This is a genomic window from Curtobacterium sp. C2H10, from assembly GCF_025407985.1.
Classification (GTDB): Bacteria; Actinomycetota; Actinomycetes; order Actinomycetales; family Microbacteriaceae; genus Curtobacterium.
Genome location: NZ_JABXGF010000005.1, coordinates 74,004 through 100,267, shown reverse-complemented (window position 1 = coordinate 100,267; position 26,264 = coordinate 74,004). Strand labels below are relative to the sequence as shown.

The following is a 26,264-nucleotide window of genomic DNA, read 5'->3' as shown; positions in this document are numbered from 1 at the left end:
CCCCGGACGCCCCGATGGGCGCCGCCCCGGCGGTCATCGTCGCACACCGGAGGCACGGTGCGGGCCGGCACCGCGCCTCCAGTCCGCCGGGGTGCGGTTCAGGCGCCGATCGCGTCCAGCTCGGCGAGCGCGTCGGACGGCAGGGCGAAGCCCGCCGACGCGACGTTGTCGCGCAGGTGCGCGACGGACGAGGTCCCCGGGATGAGGAGCATGTTCGGCGAGCGCTGGAGCAGCCACGACAGCGCCACGGTCAGCCGCGACACTCCGAGCCGCTCCGCGACGGCGTCGAGCGCACCGGACTGCAGCGGCGAGAAGCCGCCGAGCGGGAAGTACGGCACGTAGGCGATGCCCTGCGCGGCCGTGCTGTCGACCATCGCGTCGTCCTCGCGGCGGGCGACGTTGTAGAAGTTCTGCACGCAGACGACGGGGGCGATCGACTGCGCCTCGGCGAGTTGCTCGGCGTTCACGGTCGACAGCCCGAGGTGCTTGATGAGGCCCTGCTGCCGGAGTTCGGCGAGGGCTTCGAACTGCGGCGCGAGGCTGCCCGGCTCCGGGGCGTCGAACCCGCCGACGCGGAGGTTCACCACGTCGAGCTGCTCGAGCCCGAGGTTGCGCAGGTTGTCGTGCACCTGTTCGACGAGCTCGTGCGGCTCGCGGGCGTGCGGCCAACCGCCCTCCGCGTCACGCCGGGCACCGACCTTCGTCACGATGTGCAGGCCGTCGGCGTACGGGTGGAGGGCCTCGCGGATGACCTCGTTCGTGACGTGCGGGCCGTAGAAGTCGGCCGTGTCGATGTGGGTGATCCCGAGCTCGACGACGGTGCGGAGGACGCGGATCGCCTCGTCGCGGTCGGTGGGCGGCCCGAAGACGCCGGGGCCCGCGAGCTGCATGGCGCCGTACCCGACGCGGGTGAGGTCGAGGTCGTCGGCGAGGCGGAAGGAACCGCCGGGGAGTGTGGTGTCGGTCATGTCCACCACGATGCTCCCGGTCCGCCGGGACGGACAGGTCCCCGTCGACCCTGGGACCACGGGGACCAGGAACGGACCGCGCCGGGTCCGTAGCATCGAGGGGTGAGCGACAACACCCTCGGCGAGTACCTCCGGGCGAGGCGTGCGCTCGTGCGCCCGGAGGACGCCGGGCTGCGCGTCACCGGCGTCCGACGCACGCCGGGGCTGCGCCGCGAGGAGGTGGCGACGCTCGCCGGGATCAGCGCGGACTACTACCTCCGTCTCGAACAAGGGCGTGACCGGAACCCGTCGGGGCAGGTGCTCGACGCGATCGCACGGGTGTTCGGCCTCGACGCCACGGCGAACGCGTACCTGCGGGGTCTGGCCAGCGCATCCGGGTCGGGTGCCGCTGCGCCCGATCGGGCCAGGGGATCCCGCGGAGGCCGGAGTGACCGGGTCCCGACCGGGACGCTGCAGTTGCTCGACGTCGTCGGGTTGCCCGCCTTCGTCGAGAACCGTGCGTTCGACGTGCTCGCCGCCAACCGGCTCGCGTCCGCGTTGGCGCCCGGGATGCGTGCCGGCGAGAACCGGCTGCGCACGATGTTCCTCGGCCACACCGAGCAGGGGCGCTACCCGGACTGGGAGCAGCAGATGGGCGGCATGGTGGCCGCGTTCCGGTCCTCCATCGGGACCCGTGTGGACGATCCGGCGATCACCTCGCTCGTCGGCGAACTGTCCCTCGGCAGCGAGGACTTCCGTCGGCTGTGGGCGCGGCACGACGTCCGGCCGCTCGCCGGGGGCACCGTGCGGATGTGGCACCCGGAGGTGGGCGAGCTCGAGCTCCGGCGGGAGAAGCTCGGCATCGGCGGGACGGACGGGCAGCTGCTCGTGCTGCACCACGCCGAACCGGGGTCGCCCTCGGCGGGGGCGTTGGCGCTGCTCGCGAGCCTGGCCGCGGGGGCTGCGGGCGGCGCGGGCGGCGCGGCGGGCCGACTCGGAACGACATCGTCGACGTCGTACGACCTCGACTGAGTCGTTGCCCCGCGCGTGCAACGGTGTGCGCCTGCAACGAGCGACATCACCGGTGTCGAACGACGTCGACGATGTCGCATCGGCTCGGCACTACCCAGCGCTCTCACCGCGTGCCGCCACCGCCCCCTCAGCCCGCCGCAGGCCCCGAGCGTCGCGCCGGCTTCGGGAACGCGGCCCGCATGTGGTCGGTCGTCAGCACGTCCCCGATACCGATCATCAGCAGCGAGAACACGATCTGCTCGATGACCATCCAGAACGGGTAGAGCCCTGGGATCGCCGCGACCACGAGCGTCACGACCGGGAAGATCCGGCTGAACAACCGCAGCCGCTGGTACGCCCAGTAGTACCCGAGCTGCGCTCGCCACGCGAACACGTAGAGCGTCAGCGTGATGAGCAGGACGACGGTCGCACGGAACCACACCGCCCACGGAACCGTCTGCCCGGCGTGCGTCAGGAGGATCGCCACGACGATCGCCGTCAGGCCGACGACGGTCTCGGCGACGAGCAGCCACCGGATCCACCGGAAGGAGCGGACGGTCTCGGGGTGGTCGAGCATGTCCTCGCGGATGACGTAGTCCGCCTGCCGTCCGCCGGCCAGTCGGTCGAGGTGCAGACGGCACCACAGGCGGTCGGCGAGGGCACCGAGCCCGGCGTTCTGCTGCGTCACCCTCCCATGGTGCCGTATCCGGCGGCGCGATCCGGCACCGCACCACCCTGCCGTGTCCCCCGGCGTGAACCGGCACCGTGCCTCCAGACCGACGACGCCTCAGTCGGTCGGCAGGAGCGCAGCTCCCCCGAGGACCGCACCGGAGTCGGGGTCCAGCAGGACGAGCGAGCGGACCGGGTCCGGGATGCCGCGGGGTGCCTCGAGGTCGAAGGTGATCGTCCCCACGTCGGACGGGATCGTGCCGAGGTCGTCATCGTCCTCGTGCCCCGTCCAGAGCCCGGGCCGCGCGCCGACGACCGTGCCCTCGGAGAGCACCACCCGGACCCCCGGCAGCTCCGTGTCGGAGGACGCCACTCGGAGGTCCGTGATCCTGACGAGCAGGTGCTCCCCGGCGCGGGCGATCCGGACGTGTCCCGAGGCGGACCGGTCGTGTCCCGAGGCGATCCCGTCGATCGGAGCGATCGGGACGAGGTCGCCGGCCACCGGCGGGACGCGCCGCCACCACGGGTCGATGGGCGACCCGTCGGCATGGTCATCCGTGGCGGGCTCGGGGACCGGGGCGCCGAGCGTGTTCGACGGGGACACGAGCGCGCCGCCCTGCAGACCCTGTTCGGCGAGCGGGGTCGTCGTCGCGACCGGCTCCGCAGCGTCGATGCCACGCTCGGTCTGGATGGCGCGCCAAGCGACCAGGACCGCGACGAGGGCGAGCAGAGCGACCGCTGCGAACAGCCATCGTCGACTCGCCCTCGTCATGTCGGATCCCCTGATCGACCTCAGCGCTTGCGGCGCTCGCGCACCCGCATGTTGACGTTGATCGGCGTGCCCGAGAAGCCCCAGACCTCGCGCAGTCGACGCGTGATGAAGCGTCGGTACTGCGGGTCGAGGAAGCCCGTCGTGAAGAGCACGAACGTCGGCGGCTGGCTCGACGCCTGGGTCCCGAACAGGATGCGGGGCTGCTTGCCACCACGCACCGGGTGCGGGTGCTCCTGCACGAGCTCGGCGATGAAGGCGTTGACCTTGCCCGTCGGGATGCGGGTGTCCCACGAGTCGAGCGCGGTCTCGAGGGCCGGCACGAGCTTCTCGAGGTGGCGACCGGTGCGTGCGGAGATGTTGACGCGCGGGGCCCACGCCACGTGCGCGAGGTCCTGCTCGATCTCGCGCTCGAGGTAGCGACGGCGGTCGTCGTCGAGCAGGTCCCACTTGTTGTAGGCCAGCACCAGCGCACGACCGGACTCGAGGACGAGGTCGATGATGCGGAGGTCCTGCACGGAGATCGGCTCGGTGACGTCGAGGACGACCACGGCGACCTCGGCCTTCTCGAGCGCTGCCGTCGTGCGGAGCGAGGCGTAGAAGTCGGCCCCCTGCTGGAGGTGCACGCGCTTGCGGATGCCGGCGGTGTCGACGAAGCGCCAGACACGGCCGCCGAGCTCGATCTGCTCGTCCACCGGGTCGCGGGTCGTCCCCGACAGCTCGTTGACGACGACGCGCTCTTCGCCGGCGGCCTTGTTCAGGAGCGAGCTCTTGCCGACGTTCGGACGGCCGAGGATCGCGACGCGACGGGGTCCGCCGACCTCCTGCTTGGCGACGGCCGAGGTGTCGGGGAGTGTCTTGATGATGAGGTCGAGGAGATCGGCGACGCCACGACCGTGCAGCGCCGACACCGGGTACGGCTGCCCCAGACCGAGGTTCCAGAGCTCGTAGGCGTCGAGGTCGCGCCGGTCGTCGTCCGACTTGTTCGCGACGACGATGACCGGACGGTCGGTGCCGCGGAGCATCTTCACGACGTGCTCGTCGGTGGCGGTGATGCCGACCGTGACGTCCACGACGAAGAGCACCGCGTCGGCGAGGTCGATCGCGACCTCGGCCTGGGCGGCGACGGAGGCGTTGATGCCCTTGGCGTCGGGCTCCCACCCGCCGGTGTCGACGAGGGTGAAGCGCTTGTCGTTCCACTCCGCCTTGTAGGCGACGCGGTCACGCGTGACACCCGGGGTGTCCTGCACGACGGCTTCGCGGCGACCGAGGATGCGGTTCACCAGCTGCGACTTGCCGACGTTCGGTCGCCCGACGATCGCGAGGACCGGGTAAGCCGGCAGGTACGTGATGCCGTCCTCGCCGAGCTGCCCGGCTTCGAGCAGGGCGACGTCCTCTTCGTCGAGCTCGTAGTCTTCGAGCCCGGCGCGGAGCGCGTTCGCCCGCTGCTCGGCCTCGGCTTCGTCGAGCCCGGCGATCCGCTCGCCGAGGGCGTCGTCGTACTCGGGGAAGTCGTCGTGTTCTGGGTTGTCCAGCTGCGCCATGTGGGTGTCCTTGCCGGCGACCCTTCGGCCGCGTGTTGTCAGTGCGTGGCCGCGCGTGGCCCTGGTGGTCAGTGCCCGGTCGCGCGGGCCAGGTCGACGACCGCTTGCACGGTCTGGTCGAAGTCGAGGTCGGTGGAGTCGAGCGTCGTGACGCCGTCGGCGGCGTTCATGAAGTCGACGACCTTCGCGTCCGCCGCGTCGCGACGAGCGAGTGCGGCGGAGGTCTCGGCGGCCGACTGGGTGGTGACCTCAGCCGAGCGCCGAGCCATTCTAACGGACTCGTCGGCCGTGAGGAGGATCCGGACTTCGGCGTCGGGCGCGACGACCGTGGTGATGTCACGCCCCTCGGTGATGATGCCCCGGCCCTCGGCCTTGCGCATCACGTTCCGGAAGAGCTGCACGAGCCGCTGCCGGACCTCGGGCAGCTTCGCGATGTGGGCGACCGCGGCGGTGACCTCGGGCGTGCGGATCGCGTCGGTGACGTCGGTGCCGTTCACCTGGACGAAGTAGGCGTCCGGGTCGGTGCCGATCTCGTAGTCGAAGGTGTCCCAGCTCGCCAGGACCGCGGCAGCGTCGTCGAGGTCGACCTGCTGCTGCAGGGCGTGCCAGGCGAGCGCACGGTAGGCGGCGCCGGTGTCCTGGTAGCCGAAGCCGAGCGCGCGCGCCGCGGCACGGGACACGCTCGACTTGCCGCTGCCCGCGGGACCGTCGACCGCGATCACGAACTTCGCGACGAAGGCGCCGTCCGGCAGTCCGGCCGGCAGGGGGTCGCGCGTCGAACCGGGCTCGCCGCCGCCCTGCCCGTCGAGACCGCCACCCGCACCGCCGGCGCCGCCGATCGGGCCGGGCTGGTCGCCGGGCGTGGGCAGCCCCGTGTCGGGTCCGTCGGGTCCACCGGTCACGCCGGAGTCGTCGTTGTTCAGGCCCATGCTGCTGCGATCCTCCATCCGCGACCCTCGAGTTCGTCGACGAGTCGCTGTTCCTGCTCGGGCACGACCGACACCTCGACGATGCCGATCTGCGCGCCCGGTGAGTGTTCGAGGCGCATGTCCTCGAGGTTGATGCCGATCTCCCCGATGAACGTGAGGAGCGCGGCGATCTGGCCCGGGGTGTCGTCGACGAGGACGACCACCTGGGCGAAGCGCTTCGTGGTGCCGTGCTTGCCCGGCAGCCGTTCGACGCCGCGGTTGCCCGCGGCGATGGTCTCGGCGAGGGCGCGGGGCGAACCGGGGGCGGTCGGGTCGTCGAGTGCGGCGAGCACCCGGTCGAGGTCGTCGCGGAGGTCCGCGAGCACCGGCCGGATGCGCGACGCGTTCGCACCGATGATCTGCACCCACAGCCCCGGGTCGCTCGCGGCGATGCGGGTCACGTCGCGGACGCCGCCGCCCGCGAGGCCGAGCGAGCCGTCGGGGGCGTCCCGCAGCCGGGAGGCCATCAGCGTGGACACCAGCTGCGGTGCGTGCGAGACGTACGCCACCGCGAGGTCGTGCGACTCCGGTTCCATCGGGACCACGGTCGCGCCGACGTCGAGCGCCAGGTCTTCCACCACGGCGGCACGCTGGTACGTGATGTCATCGTGCCCGGCGATCACCCACGGCTGCCCGAGGAAGAGATCGGCGCGCGCGGCGGTCGGCCCGCTGCGTTCGCGGCCCGCCATGGGGTGCGAGCCGATGTAGCGCGAGATGTCGGCGCCGGCTGCCCGGAGCGCGGCGAGCGGCCCCGACTTCACGCTCGCCACGTCGGTCACCACGGCATCGGGGAACGCCGCGAGCTCACGCTCGACGACCGCTGCCACGACGTCCGGGGGAACCGCCACGACCACGAGTTCCGGACGGTCACCGGGAGCCGGTCGACGCCCGGCGCCGTAGTCGACGGCGAGCGCCAGGGCTGCGGGCGAGACGTCGTCGAGGACGACCTCGACACCCTTCTCACGCAGCGCCAGGCCGATGGACGCACCGAGCAGGCCCGCACCGACGATCCGCACGGGTCCCCGGAGCCGCCGGTCGATGGCCGGTTCGGCGAGCGGGGTGGTGGCGTCGGTCACCCCGCAAGCCTACCGATCGTCAGTCCGAGGACTCTTCGCCGTCCGAGGCCTGGGGAGAACCCTTCGCCTCACGGGCGATGCGGAGGAGCGAACCGAGCTCGACCGTCGACAGCTCCCGGGTCTTGCCGATCGGCAGGGACCCGAGGTGCAGCGGCCCGAACGACCGCCGGACCAGCTCGAGGACGGGGTGGTCGACCTCGTCGAGCATGCGGCGCACGATCCGGTTGCGACCGGAGTGCAGCGTGATCTCGACGAGCGACTCCCCGCGCGAGGACTCGAGCAGGCGGACCTTGTCGGCCGCGATCGGACCGTCCTCGAGCTCCACACCGTCGAGCAGCCGCTGCACCGTCGCGGGGTTCACGTTGCCGCGCACCTTCGCGATGTACGTCTTCGTCACCCCGAACGACGGGTGCGCCAGGACGTGCGCGAGGTCCCCGTCGTTCGTCAGCACGAGCAGCCCGGACGTCTCGGTGTCGAGCCGCCCGACGTTGAACAGGCGCTCCTCGTACCGGTCGACGTACTCGGAGAGGTCACGACGTCCACGCTCGTCCTGCAGGCTCGAGACCATGCCGGTCGGCTTGTTGAGCAGCACGTAGCGGCGCGAGCTGTCGATCTGCACCGGGACGCCGTCCACCGCGATCTGGTCGGTCTCGGGATCGACACGCCGGCCGAGCGCGTCGACGACCTCGCCGTTGACCGTCACGCGGCCCTCGACGATCAGGTTCTCCGCGACGCGGCGAGATGCCACGCCCGCAGCGGCGATCACCTTCTGCAGGCGCTCCCCCTCTGCCTGGAGGCGCGGCGCGGCCCCGGCGGTCGCCGTCCCGTCCGCCGCGTCCCAGTCCGGGATGATCGGGCGCTCGGGCGTGCCCTCGAGCGGCTGGCCCTGCTGGTCGCGGGCGCCCTCGGGCTGCGGGGTGGTGCGGCGGTCGGTGCCGCGCGGGCCGGTGTTCCGGGGCCGGTCGCCGTTGCGCGCCGTGGTGGTGCCGCCGACGTAGCGTCGGCCGTTGTGCCACACCGTGCTGGGTCGGCCGTCCGGGGCACGGCGGTCCTCGCGGGCCGGGTCGCGGCGGCGGTCGTCGTCGCGTCGGGGGGCGTCACGACGGTCGTCACGCCGATCGTCACGGCCACGGTACCCACCGGACGCGGGGCGCTCGTCACGACCCCGGTACCCGCCGCGGTCGTCGTCACGGCGGTTGAACCCGCCGCGGTCGCTGCCGCGGCGGTCGTCCTCGCGGCCGACGAACCGACCCCGGTCTCCCCCGCGGTCATCGCGCCCCCGGTACCCGCCGCCGGACGCCGGACGCTCGTCACGCCCGCGGTAGCCACCGCGGTCATCGTCACGGCGCGGGGCATCACGGCGGTCGTCACGACCCCGGTACCCGCCACCGGACGCCGGACGCTCGTCACGGCCGCGGTAGCCTCCACGGTCATCGTCACGGCGCGGAGCATCACGGCGGTCGTCACGCCCCCGGTACCCACCAGCGGACGACGGACGCTCGTCACGGCCGCGGTATCCACCGCCGCTCGACGGACGGTCATCACGGCCGCGGTACCCGCCGCCGCTCGACGGACGGTCATCACGACCGCGGTACCCGCCGCCAGTCGACGGACGGTCATCACGACCGCGGTACCCGCCGCCAGTCGACGGACGGTCGTCACGGCCGCGGTAGCCCCCGCGGTCTTCGTCACGCCGGCCGGACCCCGCACGGTCGTCACGACCCCGGTACCCGCCACCGGAGGACGGACGCTCGTCACGGCCCCGGTACCCACCGGAAGCAGGACGCTCGTCCCGCCCGCGGTACCCGCCGCGGTCGTCGCGACCAGCGCTCTCGGACCGGCCACCCGCACGGCCGGAGCCTGCGGTGCGGTCGCGTGACGCGCCTCCAGGACGACCCGCGCCGTCCCGACGACCTGCGCCGTCCCGGCCCGCGCCACCCCGTGGGCCGCCTCGTCGTTCTTCCTCATACGCGGCCATCGGGGATCCCTTCGTTCTGCTCGAAGCCGCCGGCACCGTCGTCCAGGAGGGGCGAGATGAGCGGCAGCTCGTCGAGCGAGTTGATGCCGAGCTGCTGCAGGAGCAGGTCGGACGTGACGTAGTTGATGGCGCCGGTCTCGGCGTCGGTGAACGACTCCTCGATGAGGCCGCGCGCGACGAGCGTGCGGACGACGCCGTCGACGTTGACGGCGCGGATCGAGGCGATCTGCGACCGGGTGATCGGCTGCTTGTACGCGACGACCGCGAGGGTCTCGAGCGCGGCCTGCGACAGGCGGGAGGGGCGTTCGGCCTCGACGAACTGCTCGACGACGTCGTCGAGGTCCTGCCGGACGTAGAAGCGCCAGCCGCCGCCGACCTCGCGGAGTTCGAACCCGCGGCGGATCGTGCCGTCGACCCCGTCGAAGTCCGCCACGAGACGCTCGATGGCCTGCCGGACGACCGGGACGGGAGCCCCCACTGCCGCGCCGAGGGACACGAGCGACTGGGGTTCGTCGGCGATCATGAGGATCGCCTCGAGCTGTCGGTCGACGGGGATCTCTGGCCGGGCGGCACGCTCGTGCGCCTCGTGGATCTCGCGCTCGATCGCGCGGGCGTCGGCCATCTCGTCGGCGCCGCCGGGTTCGGCACTGGACGTGTCGTGCACGTCATCCGTCATAGTCGGCTCCCAGGTTGGCGAGGCTCTCGTCGGACCAGTCGTCGGCGGTCCAGCGCAGCGTCAGCTCCCCGAGCGGTTCGAACTGTTCGAACGAGATGGATGCGTTCCGGTAAAGCTCCAGGATCGCGAGGAAGCGAGCCACCACGATACCCGTCTCCGAGACGCCGGCGACCAGTTCGCGGAACGAGACGTCCTCGTCGGCACGCGTGCGGAGGATCGAGACGACGATCGCGGCCTGCTCCCGGATGCTGACGAGCGGGGCGTGCAGGTGGTCCAGTCCGACCGTCGGGAGCTCCCGCGGCGCGAACGCCAGGGTCGCCAGCGCAGCGAAGTCCTGCACCGAGAGGGTCCAGACGAGCTCGGGGGTCCGGACGCGGAACCGTTCCTCGAGCCGGACGCTCCGCACGTGGCGCCGGGACTCGGTCAGCCAGCGGGAGCCGAACCAGTCGGCGGCCTGCTTGAACGCCCGGTACTGCAGCAGTCGGGCGAACAGGAGGTCACGGGCCTCGAGCAGGGCGACGTCCTCGGCGTCGACGAGCTCGCCCTGCGGCAGGAGCCCGGCGATCTTGAGGTCGAGCAGCGTGGCGGCGACGACGAGGAACTCGCTGGCCTCGTCGAGTTCCTCCTGGGACTCGGCTTGGCGCACGTACTCGATGAACTCGCCCGTCACGGCGCCGAGGGAGACCTCGGTGATGTCGAGCTCGTGCTTCGTGATGAGCGAGAGGAGCAGGTCGAACGGGCCGTCGAAGTTGCGGAGCCGGACCCGGAAGCCGGCCGCGGTCTGCGTGCTGGCGGGGGCCGGCTGCCCGGCAGGTCCGGGGGCCGGCTGCCCGGCAGTTCCGGGGTCAGGCGACGGCGCCACGCTCGACGAGCTCCCTGGCGAGCTGCCGGTACGCGTGTGCGGCCGCGTGGTCCGGCGCGGTCTGCGTGATCGGCCGCGCCGAGACCGTGGCGTCCGGGAACTTCACGGTCCGACCGATGACGGTGTCGAGCACGCGGTCGTCGAAGGTGTCCACGACGCGCTCCATGACCTCGCGCGAGTGCAGCGTGCGCGAGTCGTACATCGTCGCGAGGATCCCGTCGAGCTGCAGCGCCGGGTTGAGGCGGTCGCGCACCTTGTCGATCGTCTCGATGAGCAGCGCCACACCACGCAGGGCGAAGAACTCGCACTCGAGCGGGATGAGGACGCCGTGCGCCGCCGTCAGGGCGTTCACGGTCAGCAGCCCGAGCGACGGCTGGCAGTCGACGAGGATCACGTCGTAGTCGTTCGCGACCTTCCGGAGCACGCTCGCGAGGATCTGCTCGCGCGCGACCTCGTTCACGAGGTGCACCTCGGCCGCGGAGAGGTCGATGTTCGCGGGGATCACGTCGAGGTAGGGCGTGTTCGTCGGCTGGATGACCTGGTTCGGGTCCTTGATCGACCCCATCAGCAGGTCGTAGACGGTGGGGATGTCGTGGGTCCGCACGCCGAGGCCGGCCGACAGCGCGCCCTGCGGGTCGAAGTCCACCGCGAGGACCTTGCGCCCGTACTCCGCCAGCGCCGCGCCGAGGTTGATCGACGTCGTGGTCTTGCCGACGCCGCCCTTCTGGTTGCACAGCGCGATGATGCGAGCGGGGCCGTGGCCGTCGAGCTCCTCGGGCACCGCGAACTGCCGGACGGGCCGTCCGGTCGGACCGTAGGTGGTCTCGCCGGTTCCGGGGGTGGTCGTCGGGTTCGTGCTCACCCCGTCATCGTACCGGCGACCGGCCGCCGGGCCGGGCCGCACCGCCGGGCTGGGCCGCACCGCCGCAGGTCGGGGCCAGGAGGCGCGACTCACGCTGGGCGCAGCGCCACCCGCATGCTGTCCACGCGTTCCGCGATGACGGCGTCCGCCGTCCAGCGCTGCTGGAGGCGCCCCACGAGCTCCTGCACCTGCGTCTGGTCGAGTCCGGGGCGGAGCGCCAGCCCCACCGTCAGTTCTGCACCGGCGAACCGTCCGAGCGGGTCCCCCGGGGCCAGCTCGACCCGCGCCACCGCACGTTCCCCCACGACGGAGTCCGCGAAGGCCCGGGCCACTTCCGGGTCCTCGAAGCAGGGCGTCCACGGCAGGTCCTGCCCGATCGCCCACACCGCGGGGCGACGGAGCACGAACTCGGTCGGCGCCGTCGGGTCGAGGACCACGAGCTGGGTCTCCTCGCTCGCCGCGGCCATGGCCACGCGGCGGGAGTCCGCGGGAACCGGTCGGGCGTCCGGATCCCAGGAGCGCATCGCCTCGACGGAGGTGAAGGCGGGCATGACGCTGCGACCGTCCGGGCCGGCGACCGTCACGATGGAGAGCTCCTGCGTCTTGTCGACGAGCTTGCCGGCGTCGGTGTGCCCGATGTCTCCGGCCTCGGCGATGAGCGGGATGAGCAGCCGTGCGGTGCGGAGCGCGTCGACGACCGCCCGCTGCGACCCCCCGTCCGGCAGCGCCGTGATCGCGCCGACGACGGCCGGGTCGGCCAGACCGTCGTCGTCGTCGAACGTCGTGTCGTGCTGGTCGAACGTGCGACCCGCCCAGGCGAAGCCCGCGGAGTCCGCAGCCCCACCGGGGGTGTGCGCGTCGTCCGGGTGCCCGTCGCCCGCGGGCCCGTCGGGTCCGGTGCCGCGACCGTTCGAGATGCCCGCCACGCGCCTACTCCGAGGCGATGTCGAGCGCGGCCGGGAGCGTGAACGCCCCCGAGTAGAGCGCCTTGCCGATGATCGCGCCCTCGAGCCCGTGCGGCACGAGCGCACGCAGTGCACGGAGGTCGTCGAGCGTCGAGATCCCGCCGGAGGCCACGACGGGCTGGTCGGTACGGTCGCAGACCTCGCGGAGGAGGTCGACGTTCGGGCCCTGCAGGGTGCCGTCCTTCGTCACGTCGGTCACGACGTAGCGGGCGCAGCCGGCTTCCTCGAGGCGGTCGAGGACCTCCCACAGGTCGCCGGCGTCCTCCGTCCAACCCCGGCTGGCGAGCGTCGTGCCGCGCACGTCGAGCCCGACGGCGATCTGCTCGCCGTACGTCCGGATCACGCGGGCCGCCCACTCCGGGTCCTCGAGCGCGGCGGTGCCGAGGTTCACGCGTGCGGCGCCGGTCGCGAGGGCTGCCTCGAGCGAGGCGTCGTCGCGGATGCCGCCCGAGAGCTCGACGGCGACGCCCTCGACCTCGCGGATGGCGTGCGCGATGACCTTGCGGTTGTCACCGCGGCCGAACGCTGCGTCGAGGTCGACGAGGTGGATCCACTCGGCGCCCTGGTCACGCCAGGTCCGGGCTGCCGACACCGGGTCGCCGTAGGAGGTCTCGCTGCCGGCCTCGCCCTGGGTGAGGCGCACCGCCTGGCCGTCGACGACGTCCACGGCGGGCAGCAGGACGAGGGGCGGGGTGGTGGAGAGCTCGGTCATGGTCCTGTCTTCGTTGCGGGGGTCGTCGGGCGCGTCGTCGTTCGCGACGTGTCGCCGCGGGTCTCAGAGCGACTGCACCCAGTTGCGGAGCAGCCGGATGCCCGGCTCGCCGGACTTCTCGGGGTGGAACTGGGTGGCGGTGAGCGGACCGTTCTCGACCGCGGCGACGAACCGCTGCCCGTGCTCGGCCCAGGTCAGGCGCGGTGCGCGGAACGGCCCGTACGCCTCGAGCGGAAAGTCGGTCACGCCGTACGAGTGCACGAAGTAGAAGCGCTCGTCGTGCAGGCCCTCGAACAACACCGAGTCCGCAGGAGCGTCGACCGTGTTCCACCCCATGTGGGGCAGGACGTCGGCCTGGATCTGCTCGACGGTGCCCGGCCACTGGCCGAGCCCCTCGACGTCGGCACCGCGCTCGATGCCGCGCGAGAAGAGCACCTGCATGCCGACGCAGATCCCGAGGACCGGACGGCCGCCGGCGAGACGGTGGTCGACGATCTCGCCGCCCCGGACGCCCTCGAGCTGCTCGACCACGGCTCCGAACGCCCCGACGCCGGGGACCAGCAGCCCGTCGGCCCGGAGCGCCGCCTGCTTGTCCGACGTCAGGGTGACGTCGGCGCCGGCGCGTTCGAGGGCCTTGGCGGCGGAGTGGACGTTGCCCGACCCGTAGTCGAGGACGACGACGTTCGGCTTCGCCCCGGCGGTCACAGCGTGCCCTTGGTGGACGGGATGCCGTCCACGCGAGGGTCGAGTTCGACCGCCGTGCGCATCGCCCGGGCGAACGCCTTGAACTCGGCTTCGGCGATGTGGTGCGGGTCGCGGCCCTCGAGCACGCGGACGTGCACCGTGATGCCGGCGTTGAAGGTGATCGCCTCGAACACGTGGCGGACCATCGAGCCGGTGAAGTGGCCGCCGATCCGGTGGAACTCGAAGCCCGCGGGCTCGCCGGAGTGCACGAGGAACGGCCGGCCGGAGACGTCGACCACGGCCTGGGCGAGCGCCTCGTCGAGCGGCACGAGGGCGTCCCCGTACCGACCGATGCCGGCACGGTCACCGAGGGCCTGCTTGAGCGCCTGGCCGAGCACGATGCCGGTGTCCTCGACGGTGTGGTGGACGTCGATGTGGGTGTCGCCGGTCGACCGCACGCGGAGGTCGATGAGCGAGTGCTTGCTGAACGCCGTCAGCATGTGGTCGAAGAACGGCACGCTCGTCGAGATGTCGGACGTGCCGGTGCCGTCGAGGTCGAGTTCGAGTTCGATGCTCGACTCGCTCGTGCTCCGGCTGATCGTGGCGGTGCGCGCGGTCATGCTGCAACCCTAACCGGCGGCTGATCGGCGGCGACGCGGCGCATGGCGTCGAGGAACACGGTGGTCTCCTCTTCCGTGCCTGCGCTGACCCGCAGGTGGTTCGGGATGCCGAGGTCGCGCACGATGACGTCCTGCTCGAGCAGCGCTTCGAACGCGGCGTGCGGGTCGGCGACGCCGCCGAACAGGACGAAGTTCGACCACGTCTCGTACGTGCGGTAGCCCATCGCCCGGAGTTCGGTCACCATGCGGTCGCGCTGCTGCGTGATGTCGTCGACCATCGCGAGCATCGCGGGGGCGTGCCGGAGCGCCGCCACCGCTGCCGCCTGGGTCAGGGCGGAGAGGTGGTACGGCAGCCGGACGAGTCGGATCGCGTCGATGACGGCCGGGTGGGCGGCCATGTAGCCCACGCGGGCACCGGCGAACGCGAACGCCTTGCTCATCGTGCGGGACACGATGAGACGCTCCCGCCCGGGCAGCAGCGTGAGGGCGCTCGGGGCCTCGGCAGGCATGAACTCGGCGTAGGCCTCGTCGACCATCACGATGCCGTCGGTCGCGGCGTAGGCGGCCTCGATCGTCTCGATCGGGAGCGGCGTACCCGTGGGGTTGTTCGGCCCGCAGAGGAACACGATGTCCGGCTGGTGCTCACGGATGGCGGCCACCACGGTCTCGGGCGCGATGCGGAACTCGTCGTCGCGCTGCGCCGGGATCCAGGTCGTGCCGGTGCCCGACGCGAGGATCGAGTGCATCGAGTAGGTCGGAGGGAACCCGAGCACGGTGCGGCCCGGCCCACCGAAGGCCTGGAGCAGCTGCTGGAGCACCTCGTTCGAGCCGTTGGCCGCCCAGATCTGCTCCGGACCGAGCGCCTGGCCCGGGGCGAGGTCGCGCTGGAGGTAGTCCGCGAGGGACTGCCGCAGCTCGGTGAACTCACGGTCGGGGTAGCGGTTCACGGTCGTCAGCGCCTGGCGGATCGACGACACGATGTCCTCGGCGACGTCGGCTGGCACCGGATGCGTGTTCTCGTTGACGTTGAGCTGCACGCGCACGTGCTTCTGCGGGGCGCCGTACGGGCTCTGCCCGCGCAGGTCGTCTCGGATCGGGAGGTCTTCGAGCGTGAATGCCACCGATCCATCGTAGGCCGCTCGAACGGCATGGTGACCGGCCGTCCGGACGGTGCTAGTGCGCGGCGGTGTACTGCGCCGGGATCGAGATCTCCTGCCCGGCCTGCAGCCCGGAGCCGTCGAGCGCGTTCAGGCTGACGACGTCCTGCACGAAGTCGCGCGGGTCGGCGTTCGGGGCGGTCTCTTCCGCCAGCTGCCAGAGCGTCTCGCCCGGCTGGATGGTCACGGTCTCGAAGTGGGCGTGCGACTCGGTGTTGCCGGCCGATGCCTGTCCGCCGTTCAGCACGGCGAGTGCCACACCGATCAGCAGCGGGATCGCGGCGAGCGTCGTCAGGACGAGCCGGCCGCGACGCGTGAGGCGCAGGCGCGTACGCACGGCGGGCGCGGTGCGCTGGATGTCAGCGATGGCGATGGTGCTCATGTCGTTCTTGCCTTCCCGTTCGGATGAACCGAAGTCCTGTACCGAACATAGTTTCGAATGACGAGCCGCACAAGTCCTGCGCGGAGATTTCTGGGGGGTTTTCTGCCGACACGCTCGAACAGGTGTTTGTCCGGCGATGACCGGTCGGATACTGTTTCGATCGACTGGGACAAGTCAAGCGGGCACCACCGACATTCCCGCGGGCACGGTCCCGGCACCGACGAAGGGCGAGACGACGTGGCGGACGAACTGCGGGGCCAGAAGCCGCTGACGGCGAAGCAGCAGGCGATCCTCGACGCGATCCGTGCGTCGATCGCCAGCCGGGGTTACCCGCCGAGCATGCGCGAGATCGGTGACGCCGCGGGCTTGTCCTCGCTGTCGAGCGTCTCGCACCAGCTCGGCCAGCTCGAGCTCGGCGGGTGGATCCGCCGCGACCCGAACCGGCCCCGCGCGCTCGAGGTCCTCGTCGACGAGCCGACCCCCGACGTCGAGGGCCCGGACGTCGACGCGACGACGCTCGTCCCGCTCGTCGGTCGGATCGCCGCCGGTGTGCCGATCACGGCCGAGCAGCACGTCGACGAGATCGTGCCGCTCCCCCGGCAGCTCGTCGGCACGGGTGACCTCTTCATGCTCAAGGTCGTGGGCGAGTCGATGATCGACGCCGCGATCTGCGACGGCGACTGGGTGGTCGTCCGGTCGCAGCAGACGGCCGAGAACGGTGACATCGTCGCCGCCATGCTCGACGAGGAGGCGACCGTGAAGGTCTTCCGCCAGCGGGACGGTCACACGTGGCTGCTCCCCCGCAACACCGCGTTCGAGCCGATCCTCGGCGACGCGGCCACCGTGCTCGGCAAGGTCGTGGCGGTCCTCCGCTCGATCTGACGGCGCAGGCACCGCGTGCCTCTGCGACGGGCACGACCAAAGCCGGCTCGAACCACACGATCACGTGGTTCGAACCGGCTTTCGTTGTGCGGCGCCGAACGGAACCGCGCAGCCGCGGTGGGTGCGGGGCGGGCGTGCACCGCGCCTCCTGGACCGCACGCCGCGCGTCAGCGCAGGGCGCGCCTCAGGACGCGACGGGCGCGACCACGAACGGGTCGAGCTCCGCGACCTGCCGCTGGAACACGCGCACCCGCAGGCGCGTGCCGTCCTCGACGTAGTCGACGGTCTCGACCGCGCCTGCGTCGTGCAGCGACGACACCAGGTCACCGCGGTCGTACGGGACCACCACGGTGAGCTCGACGTCGGGTTCGGGGAGACGGGCCTCGATCACGTCGAGGAGGTCCTGGATGCCCTCGCCCGTGCGCGCCGAGACGAACACCGCGTCCGGCACGAGGCCGACCAGCACGAGCCGCTGCGACTCGTCGATGAGGTCGGCCTTGTTGAAGGCGACGATCTCGGGGATCTCGCGGGCGCCGACATCGCCGATGACCTCGCGCACGGTCGCCAGCTGGGCGGCCGGGTCGGGGTGCGAGCCGTCGACCACGTGCACGATGACGTCGGCCTCGCCGACCTCTTCGAGGGTGGAGCGGAACGCCTCGACGAGCTGGTGCGGTAGGTTGCGCACGAAGCCGACGGTGTCGACGAAGGTGAACTCGCGGCCCTTCGCGCTCTCGGTCCGGCGGACCGTGGCGTCCAGCGTCGCGAAGAGCTGGTTCTGGACGAGCACGCCGGCGCTCGTCAGCCGGTTCAACAGCGAGGACTTGCCCGCGTTGGTGTACCCGGCGATCGCGACGCTCGGGACGTCGTTGCGGTGTCGGTCGGCCCGCTTCGCCTCGCGCGCGGGGCGGAACCCGGCGATCTGGCGACGGAGCTTGGACATCCGGGTGTGGATGCGGCGACGGTCGAGCTCGATCTTCGTCTCACCGGGACCACGCGAACCCATGCCCGCACCGCCGGACACCTGGCCACCGGCCTGGCGGGACATCGACTCACCCCAACCACGGAGTCGCGGCAGGAGGTACTCGAGCTGGGCGAGTTCGACCTGCGCCTTGCCCTCGCGGCTCTTGGCGTGCTGGCTGAAGATGTCGAGGATCACGGCCGTCCGGTCGATCACCTTGACCTTCACCACGTCCTCGAGCGCGCGGCGCTGGGACGGGGCGAGTTCGGTGTCGGCGATGACCGTGTCGGCGCCGGTGGCCTTGACGACCATCGCGAGCTCTTCGGCCTTGCCCTTGCCGAGGTACGTGGAGGGGTCGGGGTTCGGCCGGCGCTGCAGGAGCCCGTCGAGCACCACGGCCCCCGCGGTCTCGGCGAGGGCGGCGAGCTCACGCAGGGAGTTCTCGGCGTCCGAGGCGTCGCCGTGCGGGTACACGCCGATCAGGACGACCTGCTCGAGCCGGAGCTGCCGGTACTCGACCTCGGTGACGTCCTCGAGTTCGGTGGAGAGGCCGCCGACGCGGCGGAGGGCAGCCCGGTCTTCGCGGTCGTACTGGTCGCCGTCGCCCGTCCAGGCGTGGTCGTCGACCGATCGGGTCTGGATCGCCTGCGCGGGGGCGAAGATCGAGGAGCTCGCGCGGGAGTTGGCGTTGCGCAGGACCCGCTCGACGACACCAGCAGCGCTGTCGTCGGTGGTCTCTGCGTCTCGGTTCGTGGTGTCCGTCATCTTCTCCACAGGGTACCGCTCGGGGCCTCGGGACACACGGGGTTGCCGGTACGGTTCATCCATGGCGAACGACCACTACTTCTCCGCGAACCCGTCGTCGGACACCCGCGAACGCCAGATCCACGTCACCCTCGCCGGTCGCCCGCTCACGCTGACCACCGCCGCGGGTGTCTTCAGCCCGGACGGGCTCGACCGTGGCACGCGGGTGCTGCTCGGCTCGGTGCCGCCGCCCGCGCACGAGGGGGCACTGCTCGACGTCGGCTGTGGCTGGGGTCCGATCGCCATCACCATGGCCCTCGACTCCCCCGCCGCCCAGGTGTGGGGCGTCGACGTGAACGAGCGGGTGCTCGGTCTCGCCCGGGCGAACGCTGCTGCTGCGGGGGCCGACAACGTCACCGTCGCACTGCCGGACGAGGTACCGGCCGACCTGCGGTTCCGGACGATCTGGTCGAACCCGCCGATCCGGGTCGGCAAGGACGAGCTGCACCAGATCCTGCTGACGTGGCTGCCCCGGCTCGAGGTCGGTGGGGACGCGTGGTTGGTCGTGTCGAAGGACCTCGGGGGCGATTCGCTGCAGCGGTGGTTGCGGGAGTCGCTCGACGCGGGGTTCCACGTGTCGCGGGCGTCGACGGACAAGGGGTTCCGGGTGCTGCGGGTGCACCGCGCAGCCGAGTAGGCGCCGCGTGCGCGCGTGCCGCGTGCCGCCGCCGCGCGAGGCGCGCGGTCCGAGTGGAACCACGATTCCGACATCGAACCAGCGCACGCGGGCAGTTCGATGTCGGGAACGTGGTTCGACACGTCACGCGACCGGGCAGCGCGGCCAGTCGGCCGCAGCCGGCCAGCGCGACCGACCCGCCCGTCCGCACCACGGCAGTGGCCAGGACGCGCGACCCAGGTGACGAGCGCCGGCGCGCCGAACCGCGCCTCCTGGCCGGAAGCCCCGCCCAGGTCAGACCGTCAGGTCACCCGAGAACACGAGTTCCGCCGGCCCGGACAACGCGACGTGCTCGCCGTCCTCCGCCGCGAAGATGCGCACCGTGACGACCCCACCCGGCACGCGCACGCGCCACGTGTCCGGCGCCCCGTTGCCCGCCCAGTACCGCGTCGCGAGGGCCGCGGCGACGGCCCCGGTGCCGCACGACAGGGTCTCACCGCTGCCGCGCTCGTGGACCCGCATCGTGATCTGACCGACGCCGTCCTGCACGAGCGGGTCGCCCGGCAGCACGAACTCGACGTTCGCGCCGGCCGCGGGAACCGGATCGAGCACCGGGACGTACGTGAGGTCGACCTCGGCGAGTTCGTCCTCGGTCGCGACGGCGACCACCACGTGGGGGTTGCCGACGTCGATGCCGAGCCCGGGGCGTGCTCCGTCGAGGTTCTTCGCCCGCACGAGCACGTCGTCCGCGCCGCCGCCCTCGATGCCGAGCCCCCAGCGCCCGAGGTCGGCGGAGAAGCCGTTGGTCGTCCGCTGGATGTCGACGAGTCCCTTGCGGCTGCCGACCGTCAGGGTCTCGCCGGGGGTGAGGTCGACGAGCCCGGACTCCGTGAGGTAGCGCGCGAACACGCGGATGCCGTTCCCGCACATCTCGGCGACCGTGCCGTCGGCGTTGTGGTAATCCATGAACCAGGTCGCCGCGGGGTCCTCGGCGACGAGCGCCTGCCCTTCCGGCAGCGCTTCGGACCGGACCGCCCGGATGACGCCGTCGCCGCCGACACCGAACCGGCGGTCGGCGATGGCGCGGATCCGCTCGGGGGTCAGGTCGACCGACGCGTCGGGGTCGGCGAACAGGACGAAGTCGTTGCCGGTCCCCTGGCCCTTGGTGAAGTGCAGCTCGGTCACGGGACGATCCTACGGGCAGCCGCTGTCAGCGCAGCCCGATCGGCGCCGGTGACGTCGAGCAGCTCCGCGTCGGCGTACCGCCGGAACCACGACACCTGCCGGCGGGCGTACTTGCGCGTCGCGATGCCCGTCGCCTCCACCGCCTGGTCGACGGTCGCGTCCCCGCGGAGCACCTCGAGCGCCTGCGAGTACCCGATCGCCGCCCGCGCGGTCCGCCCCGACTCGAGGCCCTGCTCGCGCAGCCCACGGACCTCCTCCACGAGCCCGGCGTCGAACATGCGCGCCGCGCGCTTGTGCAGCGCGGCGACGAGCTGCGCCCGGTCGCGGTGCAGGTGCAGGATCCGAGCGGGTCGCCAGGCGCGGGGCGCGGACGGGAGGCTCGGCGTGACCACCTCGGATCGGCTCGCGATCTCGAGTGCACGGATCAACCTCCGCGGGTTGCGTGCGTCGATGGTCGCCGCGGCCGCCGGGTCCAGACCGCGGAGTCGTTCCAGCAGGATGCCCGGCCCGAGTTCCTCGTGCTCGCGCTCGAGGTGGGCGCGGAGTTCGGGATCGGTGCCGGGGAACGCGAGGTCGAAGAGCACAGCCGAGACGTACAGCCCGCTGCCGCCGACGAGCAGGGCGACGTTCCCGCGGCCGTGGATGGCCTCGACCTCCGCCCGCGCATCACGCTGGTAGGCGGCGACGCTGGCCTCGTCCGTGACGTCGAGCACGTCGAGCTGGTGGTGCGGGATGCCCCGGCGCTCCTCGACGCCGAGCTTCGCGGTGCCGATGTCCATGCCGCGGTAGAGCTGCATGGCGTCGGCGTTGACGATCTCGGCGGGGCGCCCTGCGGCGCGGAGGCGTTCGGCGATCGCGATCCCGAGGTCGGACTTGCCGGTGCCGGTCGCCCCGACGACCGCGATCAGGTCGCCGCCGCCGGCGCGCTCCTCGTCAGCGGCCGACACGGATGCTGGGCAGACCGAGCGACACCGGCCGCGGGCCGTCGGCGGCCCCGACGGGTGCCGGCGTCGGGACGCCACAGCTCTCCGCCTGGGCACGGTCCCACGCGTCGCCCGCGCGGGTCCGGCGGATCCGCAACGGTGCGTCCCCGTCGGCGATCAGGAAGTGCGGGGCCGAGCGGGTGACCTCGACGGTGACGACGTCCCCGGGGCGCGGCACGTCCGATCCGCCCGGCACCGAGAAGTGCACGAGTCGGGAGTCCTCGGCGCGGCCCGACAGCCGGTGCGTGGCGTCGTCCTTCTTGCCCTCACCGGTGGCGACGAGGACCTGGACCGTGCGCCCGACCTGCTTCGCGTTCTCCTCTGCCGTGATGTGCTCCTGCAGGGCGACGAGCCGCTCGTACCGCTCCTGCACGACGTGCTTCGGCAACTGCTCGTCCATCGTCGCCGCGGGTGTCCCCGGCCGGATCGAGTACTGGAACGTGAACGCCGAGGCGAACCGCGACTGCTCCACGACGCGCAGGGTGTCCTCGAAGTCCGCGTCGGTCTCGCCGGGGAAGCCGACGATGATGTCCGTCGAGATCGCCGCGTGCGGGATCTTCGCCCGGACGCGGTCGAGGATGCCGAGGAACCGTTCGCTCCGGTAGCTGCGGCGCATCGCCTTGAGGACGTGGTCCGACCCGGACTGGAGCGGCATGTGCAGCTGGGGCATCACGTTCGGCGTCTCGGCCATCGCGTCGATGACGTCGTCCGTGAAGGCGGCGGGGTGCGGGCTGGTGAACCGGACCCGCTCGAGGCCCTCGATCTGACCGGCGGCACGGAGCAGCTTGCCGAACGCCTGGCGGTCCCCGAACTCGACGCCGTACGAGTTGACGTTCTGCCCGAGCAGGGTGACCTCGATCGCGCCGTCGTCGACGAGTGCCTGGATCTCGGCGAGCACGTCACCCGGGCGGCGGTCCTTCTCCTTGCCGCGCAGCGACGGCACGATGCAGAACGTGCAGGTGTTGTTGCAGCCGACCGAGATCGACACCCAGCCACTGTGCGTCGAGTCGCGCTTGGTCGGGAGGGTCGACGGGAAGACGTCCAGCGACTCGAGGATCTCGATCTGCGCTTCGTCGTTGTGCCGGGCGCGCTCGAGCAGCGTCGGCAGTGAACCCATGTTGTGCGTCCCGAAGACGACGTCCACCCACGGCGCCTTCTCGAGGATGACGTTCTTGTCCTTCTGCGCCAGGCACCCGCCGACCGCGATCTGCATGCCGGGGTGCTCGCGCTTGATGCCCGCGAGCTGCCCGAGGTTGCCGTACAGACGGTTGTCGGCGTTCTCGCGCACGGCGCACGTGTTGATGACGACCACGTCCGCCTGCTCGCCGTCGGCAGCGACGTACCCGGCGGCCTGGAGCGACCCGCTCAGCCGCTCGGAGTCGTGCACGTTCATCTGGCACCCGTAGGTGCGGACTTGGTAGGTGCGGGGGCGCGCTGCGACGGTGGCCATGGTCGTCCCAGTGTAAAACCGTCGCGACGCTACTCGAAGCGGACGGAGCCGCGAGGTCCTGCCGGCGGACGCCCACCGCCGTCGAGCGCACGCTCGACCGCGATCCGCACGATGCCGCCGTTGTAGCCCTTGCGCATCAGGAAGCCCGAGAGCCGTCGTTCCGCCGTCGCCCGGTCGAGCCCGCGGAGCTGCCCGGCACGCTTCTGCGCGAGGTCGATCGCCCGGACGAACTCGTCGTCCTCGTCATCGGCGGCTGCGTCGAGCGCCGCGTCGATCGCGACCTGGTCGATGCCGCGGCGCCGCAGTTCGGCGACGACGCCTTGGCGCCCCAGACCCTTGCGGTCGTGGAGGCGGTCGACGAGGTCGGTCGCGAGCGCCACGTCGTCCACGAGTCCGACGCGGGTGAGCCGCTCGATCTCGTGCTCGACGACGTCCGGGTCGAGGTCGTTCTTGGTCAGCATCGTGCGCAGCTCGGACTCGCTGACGCCCTTGCGACCGAGCGCGCGCATGCTGAGCCGCTCGGCGTCGGCACGCTGCTCGTCGATCGGCCGTGGGGCGTCCGCTGGGTCGAGTTCGGCACCGCCGTCGATCGCGAACACGGACGCCGTCGTGGCGTCTGCCGTCCGGTCGTCGTCGTAGCCGTCCTGCTCGGCACGGGCACTGCGGCCGCTGCCGTCCCCGACGACGGGCGAGAGCCACTCCGCCTGCGCCCGAGCGCCCTGGATCGGCAGCGGAACCGGCGCGTCGGCGTCGGCTCCGCCGTGGTCCGTCACGGCATCCGTGTCGCCCGCCGTCTCCGGCCCAGCCGCGGGTCGGCGACGGGACCGCGCACCGCGCGCACCGAACAGGTCGGTGACCGGTGCGAGGTCCTCATCGCCGTCGTGGTCGGTCGTCACGCGCCCTTGCGCTCCGCGATCTTCGGCGCGATCGACTCGACGGGAGCCTCGACCGCCTCGGCCGACGCACCGCCGACACCGAGCTTGGCGAGGATCTTGCCCTCGATCTCAGCAGCGATCTCGGGGTTCTGGATCAGGAACGACCGCGAGTTCTCCTTGCCCTGCCCGAGCTGGTCGCCGTCGTACGTGTACCAGGCACCGGACTTCTTGACGATGCCGTGGTCGACGCCGAAGTCGAGCAACGAGCCCTCGCGCGAGATGCCCGTGCCGTACAGGATGTCGAACTCGGCCTGCTTGAAGGGCGGGGCCATCTTGTTCTTGACGACCTTGACGCGGGTGCGGTTGCCGACCGCGTCGGTGCCGCTCTTGAGCGTCTCGATGCGACGGATGTCGAGACGGACCGACGCGTAGAACTTGAGCGCCTTACCACCGGCGGTGGTCTCGGGGCTGCCGAAGAACACACCGATCTTCTCGCGCAGCTGGTTGATGAAGATCATCGTGGTCTGCGTCTGGTTCAGGCCACCGGCGAGCTTGCGGAGTGCCTGCGACATGAGGCGGGCCTGCAGACCGACGTGCGAGTCACCCATCTCGCCCTCGATCTCGGCGCGGGGCACGAGCGCCGCGACGGAGTCGATGACGACGAGGTCGATGGAGCCGGAACGGACGAGCATGTCGGCGATCTCGAGCGCCTGCTCACCGGTGTCCGGCTGGGAGACGAGCAGCGCGTCGATGTCGACGCCGAGCTTCTTCGCGTACTCGGGGTCGAGCGCGTGTTCCGCGTCGATGAAGGCCGCGATGCCGCCGGCGCGCTGGGCGTTGGCGATGGCGTGCAGCGTCAGGGTCGTCTTACCCGACGACTCCGGGCCGTAGATCTCGATGATGCGGCCACGCGGGAGCCCGCCGATGCCGAGCGCGACGTCGAGGGCGACCGAACCGGTCGGGATGGTGGCGACGGGGGCGCGCTCGTCCGAGCCGAGGCGCATGACCGTGCCCTTGCCGAACTGACGGTCGATCTGGGCGAGAGCGGTCTCGAGGGCCTTTTCGCGGTCCTGGGGTGAGGGCATGGTGTGCTTCCTTCGTGCTCGGTGTCGGCCGCCTGTAGGCTGTCGCGTCCACCCGGCCGGTGGTGCAGGGCCGGTGCTTCAGCGACAAGGCTTCGGGCTGTTCCCGTTGACTCGAACCTAGGGCGGGCCACCGACATCACTGCCGACGACCGCGCGATCTGTGGACGAACTCTCCGGACAGCGCCGCTGTGGAGGAAGCTACCACCGATCGAACACCCGTTCGAGCAACACGCCGAACAGAGTTTCGGACGGAGACCGCGCGTCAGTCCCGCGGTTCCGCCAGCCCCTTGCCGTGCCGCTTCTCGAGCGGGACGTCCTGCGACTCGCACAGCGCCTCCCACACGCGGCGCGCATCGATGCCCGCGTCGAGCGCCTCGGCCGCCGAGCGTCCGCCGAGTTCCTCGAGCACCACGTCACGACTGACGACGGCACCGTAGGCATCGCCGAACACCTGGTCGACGGCTCGCCAGAACTCACTCACACGCATCATCCCAGCGTAACCGCGCCGCCCCGCCGCCAGAGCACGGCCCTGGAACGCCGAACGCCCCCGCTGGCGGACCAGCGGGGGCGTTCGGGAAGCGGTGGCGTCAGCGCACCGCGAGGTCGTTGTCGAACTCGGCGACGAGGTCGTCCGGGAGCGTGTCGGGCACCGGGGTGAGCCCCTCGACCACCGCGAGACGGTCGCCGACCTCACGCATGATGGTCGAGATGGGGGTGTCCAGCGCGTCCGCGACGGACGCGAGGATCTCCGAGCTGGCTTCCTTCTGCCCACGCTCGACCTCGCTGAGGTACCCGAGAGCCACGCTGGCCTTGGACGCGACCTGACGGAGGGTCCGGCCCTTCTGCAAGCGGAAGTCCCGCAGAACGTCGCCGATTTCCTGACGAACGAGAACCATGAGAACTCCTCCTCTCTGTCGTCTCCGCGCCCGCTCGGTCCTGATGGCCGAGTTCGGGTTCAGCAACAGTAGCGTTGCCGGTTGCAGCATGCTAACCACGCCGGCTGCTCTACTGCTGGAGATTGCGTGAGATGTAACCCAGTGGAAACGGGACCTATTCCCGGGCCCGGATCGTGGACGACATCCGTGCCAGGAGTTCGGAGACGGTCGCCCAGCGGATTGCATCGCGATCGCCGTCGAGGTGCAACTCGTACGCCTGGGCACCGTCGGCGTCCGCGATGCCGACGAAGACCGTCCCCACCGGCTGACCGTCCTGCGGGTCGGGTCCGGCGACACCGGTCGTGCTGATGCCCCAGGTCGCGGGTGCTCCGTCGACCGCGAGTGCTGCTCGCACGCCCGAGGCCATCTGCCGAGCCACCTCGGGGTCGACGGCACCGTTGGACGCGAGCAGCGCCGACGAGACGCCGAGCACGGTGTGCTTCACGGGCGTCGCGTAGGCCACGACTCCCCCGCGCACCACGGCGCTGGCGCCCGGCACGCCGACGAGGGTCGCGACGACGAGTCCACCGGTGAGCGACTCCGCCACAGCGACGGTGTCGCCCCGTTCGGTCAGGCGCGCGACGAGGTCGCGAGCGGACTTCAGGACGT

At 71.7% G+C, this 26,264-nt stretch carries 29 protein-coding genes; 4 read left to right on the top strand and 25 right to left on the bottom strand.

Features of this window, described 5'->3' with window-relative positions; all coding sequences use genetic code 11:
* Positions 1-98: 98 nt before the first annotated feature.
* On the bottom strand, positions 99-968 hold the full coding sequence (locus tag HWD93_RS04505) for an oxidoreductase (protein WP_071303705.1): 870 nt from the start codon (positions 966-968) through the stop codon (positions 99-101).
* Between the two features lie 102 nt (positions 969-1,070).
* Here HWD93_RS04505 and HWD93_RS04500 point away from each other — a divergent pair, with 102 nt between their 5' ends.
* Complete coding sequence (locus HWD93_RS04500) at positions 1,071-1,979, top strand: helix-turn-helix domain-containing protein (RefSeq protein ID WP_261646144.1); 909 nt, start codon at positions 1,071-1,073, stop codon at positions 1,977-1,979.
* Positions 1,980-2,106: 127 nt separating this feature from the next.
* Here the strand turns inward: HWD93_RS04500 and HWD93_RS04495 are convergent, their stop codons facing one another.
* The 6 genes from HWD93_RS04495 to HWD93_RS04470 all read right to left on the bottom strand — a co-directional run bounded on the left by HWD93_RS04495 (position 2,107) and on the right by HWD93_RS04470 (position 7,759).
* Positions 2,107-2,646, bottom strand: coding sequence for a hypothetical protein (locus HWD93_RS04495; protein ID WP_229086680.1), 540 nt, complete (start codon positions 2,644-2,646; stop codon positions 2,107-2,109).
* Positions 2,647-2,745: 99 nt separating this feature from the next.
* Positions 2,746-3,399 (bottom strand): hypothetical protein, encoded by a 654-nt coding sequence (locus tag HWD93_RS04490; RefSeq protein ID WP_261646143.1) that lies wholly within the window; start codon positions 3,397-3,399, stop codon positions 2,746-2,748.
* Between the two features lie 20 nt (positions 3,400-3,419).
* On the bottom strand, positions 3,420-4,940 hold the full coding sequence (gene der / locus HWD93_RS04485) for a ribosome biogenesis GTPase Der (protein WP_071295441.1): 1,521 nt from the start codon (positions 4,938-4,940) through the stop codon (positions 3,420-3,422).
* Between the two features lie 68 nt (positions 4,941-5,008).
* A complete protein-coding gene (gene cmk, locus HWD93_RS04480) occupies positions 5,009-5,692 on the bottom strand; it encodes a (d)CMP kinase (protein ID WP_267484435.1) in 684 nt (227 codons plus the stop codon).
* Between the two features lie 167 nt (positions 5,693-5,859).
* Positions 5,860-6,984 carry a prephenate dehydrogenase gene (locus tag HWD93_RS04475; RefSeq protein WP_261646142.1) on the bottom strand — a complete coding sequence of 375 codons (1,125 nt, stop codon included), beginning with the start codon at positions 6,982-6,984 and terminating at the stop codon, positions 5,860-5,862.
* Positions 6,985-7,003: 19 nt separating this feature from the next.
* Entirely contained in the window at positions 7,004-7,759 is a 756-nt protein-coding gene (locus tag HWD93_RS04470; RefSeq protein WP_070419123.1) for a pseudouridine synthase, read from the bottom strand.
* A gap of 234 nt (positions 7,760-7,993) precedes the next feature.
* On the opposite strand from HWD93_RS04470, the gene HWD93_RS04465 reads away from it, so the two are divergent.
* Positions 7,994-8,863 (top strand): hypothetical protein, encoded by an 870-nt coding sequence (locus HWD93_RS04465; RefSeq protein ID WP_261646141.1) that lies wholly within the window; start codon positions 7,994-7,996, stop codon positions 8,861-8,863.
* Between the two features lie 85 nt (positions 8,864-8,948).
* On the opposite strand, the gene scpB is transcribed toward HWD93_RS04465, so the two are convergent.
* From scpB to HWD93_RS04420, 9 genes are all read right to left on the bottom strand, one after another.
* On the bottom strand, positions 8,949-9,638 hold the full coding sequence (scpB, locus tag HWD93_RS04460; RefSeq protein WP_254789341.1) for an SMC-Scp complex subunit ScpB: 690 nt from the start codon (positions 9,636-9,638) through the stop codon (positions 8,949-8,951).
* Positions 9,628-10,500 (bottom strand): ScpA family protein, encoded by an 873-nt coding sequence (locus HWD93_RS04455; RefSeq protein WP_261646140.1) that lies wholly within the window; start codon positions 10,498-10,500, stop codon positions 9,628-9,630. Before HWD93_RS04455 ends, scpB begins: the two co-directional genes overlap by 11 nt.
* A complete protein-coding gene (locus HWD93_RS04450) occupies positions 10,484-11,362 on the bottom strand; it encodes a ParA family protein (protein WP_070416496.1) in 879 nt (292 codons plus the stop codon). Before HWD93_RS04450 ends, HWD93_RS04455 begins: the two co-directional genes overlap by 17 nt.
* A gap of 89 nt (positions 11,363-11,451) precedes the next feature.
* Positions 11,452-12,288 (bottom strand): SseB family protein, encoded by an 837-nt coding sequence (locus HWD93_RS04445; RefSeq protein WP_261646139.1) that lies wholly within the window; start codon positions 12,286-12,288, stop codon positions 11,452-11,454.
* A gap of 4 nt (positions 12,289-12,292) precedes the next feature.
* Positions 12,293-13,039, bottom strand: coding sequence for a bifunctional 1-(5-phosphoribosyl)-5-((5-phosphoribosylamino)methylideneamino)imidazole-4-carboxamide isomerase/phosphoribosylanthranilate isomerase PriA (gene priA / locus HWD93_RS04440; protein WP_071301666.1), 747 nt, complete (start codon positions 13,037-13,039; stop codon positions 12,293-12,295).
* Between the two features lie 63 nt (positions 13,040-13,102).
* Positions 13,103-13,744: an imidazole glycerol phosphate synthase subunit HisH gene (gene hisH / locus HWD93_RS04435; protein ID WP_070416498.1), complete on the bottom strand. Its 642-nt coding sequence runs from the start codon at positions 13,742-13,744 to the stop codon at positions 13,103-13,105.
* Entirely contained in the window at positions 13,741-14,343 is a 603-nt protein-coding gene (gene hisB, locus HWD93_RS04430; RefSeq protein ID WP_071301667.1) for an imidazoleglycerol-phosphate dehydratase HisB, read from the bottom strand. The genes hisH and hisB overlap by 4 nt, the downstream gene beginning before the upstream one ends.
* Positions 14,340-15,464, bottom strand: coding sequence for a histidinol-phosphate transaminase (locus tag HWD93_RS04425; RefSeq protein WP_261646138.1), 1,125 nt, complete (start codon positions 15,462-15,464; stop codon positions 14,340-14,342). The genes hisB and HWD93_RS04425 overlap by 4 nt, the downstream gene beginning before the upstream one ends.
* 52 nt (positions 15,465-15,516) lie before the next feature.
* Positions 15,517-15,882, bottom strand: a complete 366-nt coding sequence (locus tag HWD93_RS04420) for a LysM peptidoglycan-binding domain-containing protein (RefSeq protein ID WP_261646137.1) — start codon at positions 15,880-15,882, stop codon at positions 15,517-15,519.
* Between the two features lie 237 nt (positions 15,883-16,119).
* Here HWD93_RS04420 and lexA point away from each other — a divergent pair, with 237 nt between their 5' ends.
* Complete coding sequence (gene lexA, locus HWD93_RS04415) at positions 16,120-16,764, top strand: transcriptional repressor LexA (RefSeq protein ID WP_070416502.1); 645 nt, start codon at positions 16,120-16,122, stop codon at positions 16,762-16,764.
* A 184-nt stretch (positions 16,765-16,948) separates the two neighbouring features.
* On the opposite strand, the gene hflX is transcribed toward lexA, so the two are convergent.
* Complete coding sequence (gene hflX / locus HWD93_RS04410) at positions 16,949-18,487, bottom strand: GTPase HflX (RefSeq protein WP_261646136.1); 1,539 nt, start codon at positions 18,485-18,487, stop codon at positions 16,949-16,951.
* Positions 18,488-18,548: 61 nt separating this feature from the next.
* Between hflX and HWD93_RS04405 the strand changes: the two genes are divergently transcribed.
* The gene (locus HWD93_RS04405; RefSeq protein ID WP_071301669.1) at positions 18,549-19,163 is read left to right on the top strand and encodes a class I SAM-dependent methyltransferase; all 615 of its coding nucleotides are present in this window, start codon (positions 18,549-18,551) and stop codon (positions 19,161-19,163) included.
* A 273-nt stretch (positions 19,164-19,436) separates the two neighbouring features.
* On the opposite strand, the gene dapF is transcribed toward HWD93_RS04405, so the two are convergent.
* The 8 genes from dapF to HWD93_RS04365 all read right to left on the bottom strand — a co-directional run bounded on the left by dapF (position 19,437) and on the right by HWD93_RS04365 (position 26,259).
* Positions 19,437-20,327: a diaminopimelate epimerase gene (gene dapF / locus HWD93_RS04400; RefSeq protein ID WP_070416504.1), complete on the bottom strand. Its 891-nt coding sequence runs from the start codon at positions 20,325-20,327 to the stop codon at positions 19,437-19,439.
* Positions 20,324-21,274 carry a tRNA (adenosine(37)-N6)-dimethylallyltransferase MiaA gene (miaA, locus tag HWD93_RS04395; RefSeq protein ID WP_261646135.1) on the bottom strand — a complete coding sequence of 317 codons (951 nt, stop codon included), beginning with the start codon at positions 21,272-21,274 and terminating at the stop codon, positions 20,324-20,326. Before miaA ends, dapF begins: the two co-directional genes overlap by 4 nt.
* Positions 21,261-22,760: a tRNA (N6-isopentenyl adenosine(37)-C2)-methylthiotransferase MiaB gene (gene miaB, locus HWD93_RS04390; RefSeq protein WP_261646134.1), complete on the bottom strand. Its 1,500-nt coding sequence runs from the start codon at positions 22,758-22,760 to the stop codon at positions 21,261-21,263. Before miaB ends, miaA begins: the two co-directional genes overlap by 14 nt.
* Before the next feature lie 29 nt (positions 22,761-22,789).
* The gene (locus HWD93_RS19425; protein WP_261646133.1) at positions 22,790-23,656 is read right to left on the bottom strand and encodes a regulatory protein RecX; all 867 of its coding nucleotides are present in this window, start codon (positions 23,654-23,656) and stop codon (positions 22,790-22,792) included.
* Positions 23,653-24,720, bottom strand: coding sequence for a recombinase RecA (gene recA, locus HWD93_RS04380; protein ID WP_070416506.1), 1,068 nt, complete (start codon positions 24,718-24,720; stop codon positions 23,653-23,655). The genes HWD93_RS19425 and recA overlap by 4 nt, the downstream gene beginning before the upstream one ends.
* A 262-nt stretch (positions 24,721-24,982) precedes the next feature.
* Positions 24,983-25,207: a DUF3046 domain-containing protein gene (locus tag HWD93_RS04375; protein ID WP_022907383.1), complete on the bottom strand. Its 225-nt coding sequence runs from the start codon at positions 25,205-25,207 to the stop codon at positions 24,983-24,985.
* 100 nt (positions 25,208-25,307) lie between these two features.
* The gene (locus HWD93_RS04370; RefSeq protein ID WP_058742950.1) at positions 25,308-25,616 is read right to left on the bottom strand and encodes a helix-turn-helix domain-containing protein; all 309 of its coding nucleotides are present in this window, start codon (positions 25,614-25,616) and stop codon (positions 25,308-25,310) included.
* A 154-nt stretch (positions 25,617-25,770) separates the two neighbouring features.
* Entirely contained in the window at positions 25,771-26,259 is a 489-nt protein-coding gene (locus HWD93_RS04365) for a CinA family protein (RefSeq protein WP_261646163.1), read from the bottom strand.
* Between the last annotated feature and the right edge of the window lie 5 nt (positions 26,260-26,264).

Bases quoted from the DNA above. Each gene is read 5' to 3' on its own strand.
- scpB (WP_254789341.1), bottom strand. From the start codon at position 9,638: ATGACGGATGACGTGCACGACACGTCCAGTGCCGAACCCGGCGGCGCC.
- HWD93_RS04490 (WP_261646143.1), bottom strand. From the start codon at position 3,399: ATGACGAGGGCGAGTCGACGATGGCTGTTCGCAGCGGTCGCTCTGCTC.
- recA (WP_070416506.1), bottom strand. From the start codon at position 24,720: ATGCCCTCACCCCAGGACCGCGAAAAGGCCCTCGAGACCGCTCTCGCC.
- miaB (WP_261646134.1), bottom strand. From the start codon at position 22,760: ATGGCCACCGTCGCAGCGCGCCCCCGCACCTACCAAGTCCGCACCTAC.
- HWD93_RS04405 (WP_071301669.1), top strand. From the start codon at position 18,549: ATGGCGAACGACCACTACTTCTCCGCGAACCCGTCGTCGGACACCCGC.
- HWD93_RS04375 (WP_022907383.1), bottom strand. From the start codon at position 25,207: ATGCGTGTGAGTGAGTTCTGGCGAGCCGTCGACCAGGTGTTCGGCGAT.
- priA (WP_071301666.1), bottom strand. From the start codon at position 13,039: ATGACCGAGCTCTCCACCACCCCGCCCCTCGTCCTGCTGCCCGCCGTG.
- HWD93_RS04420 (WP_261646137.1), bottom strand. From the start codon at position 15,882: ATGAGCACCATCGCCATCGCTGACATCCAGCGCACCGCGCCCGCCGTG.
- HWD93_RS04505 (WP_071303705.1), bottom strand. From the start codon at position 968: ATGACCGACACCACACTCCCCGGCGGTTCCTTCCGCCTCGCCGACGAC.
- hisB (WP_071301667.1), bottom strand. From the start codon at position 14,343: ATGACCGCGCGCACCGCCACGATCAGCCGGAGCACGAGCGAGTCGAGC.
- hflX (WP_261646136.1), bottom strand. From the start codon at position 18,487: ATGACGGACACCACGAACCGAGACGCAGAGACCACCGACGACAGCGCT.
- der (WP_071295441.1), bottom strand. From the start codon at position 4,940: ATGGCGCAGCTGGACAACCCAGAACACGACGACTTCCCCGAGTACGAC.
- HWD93_RS04370 (WP_058742950.1), bottom strand. From the start codon at position 25,616: ATGGTTCTCGTTCGTCAGGAAATCGGCGACGTTCTGCGGGACTTCCGC.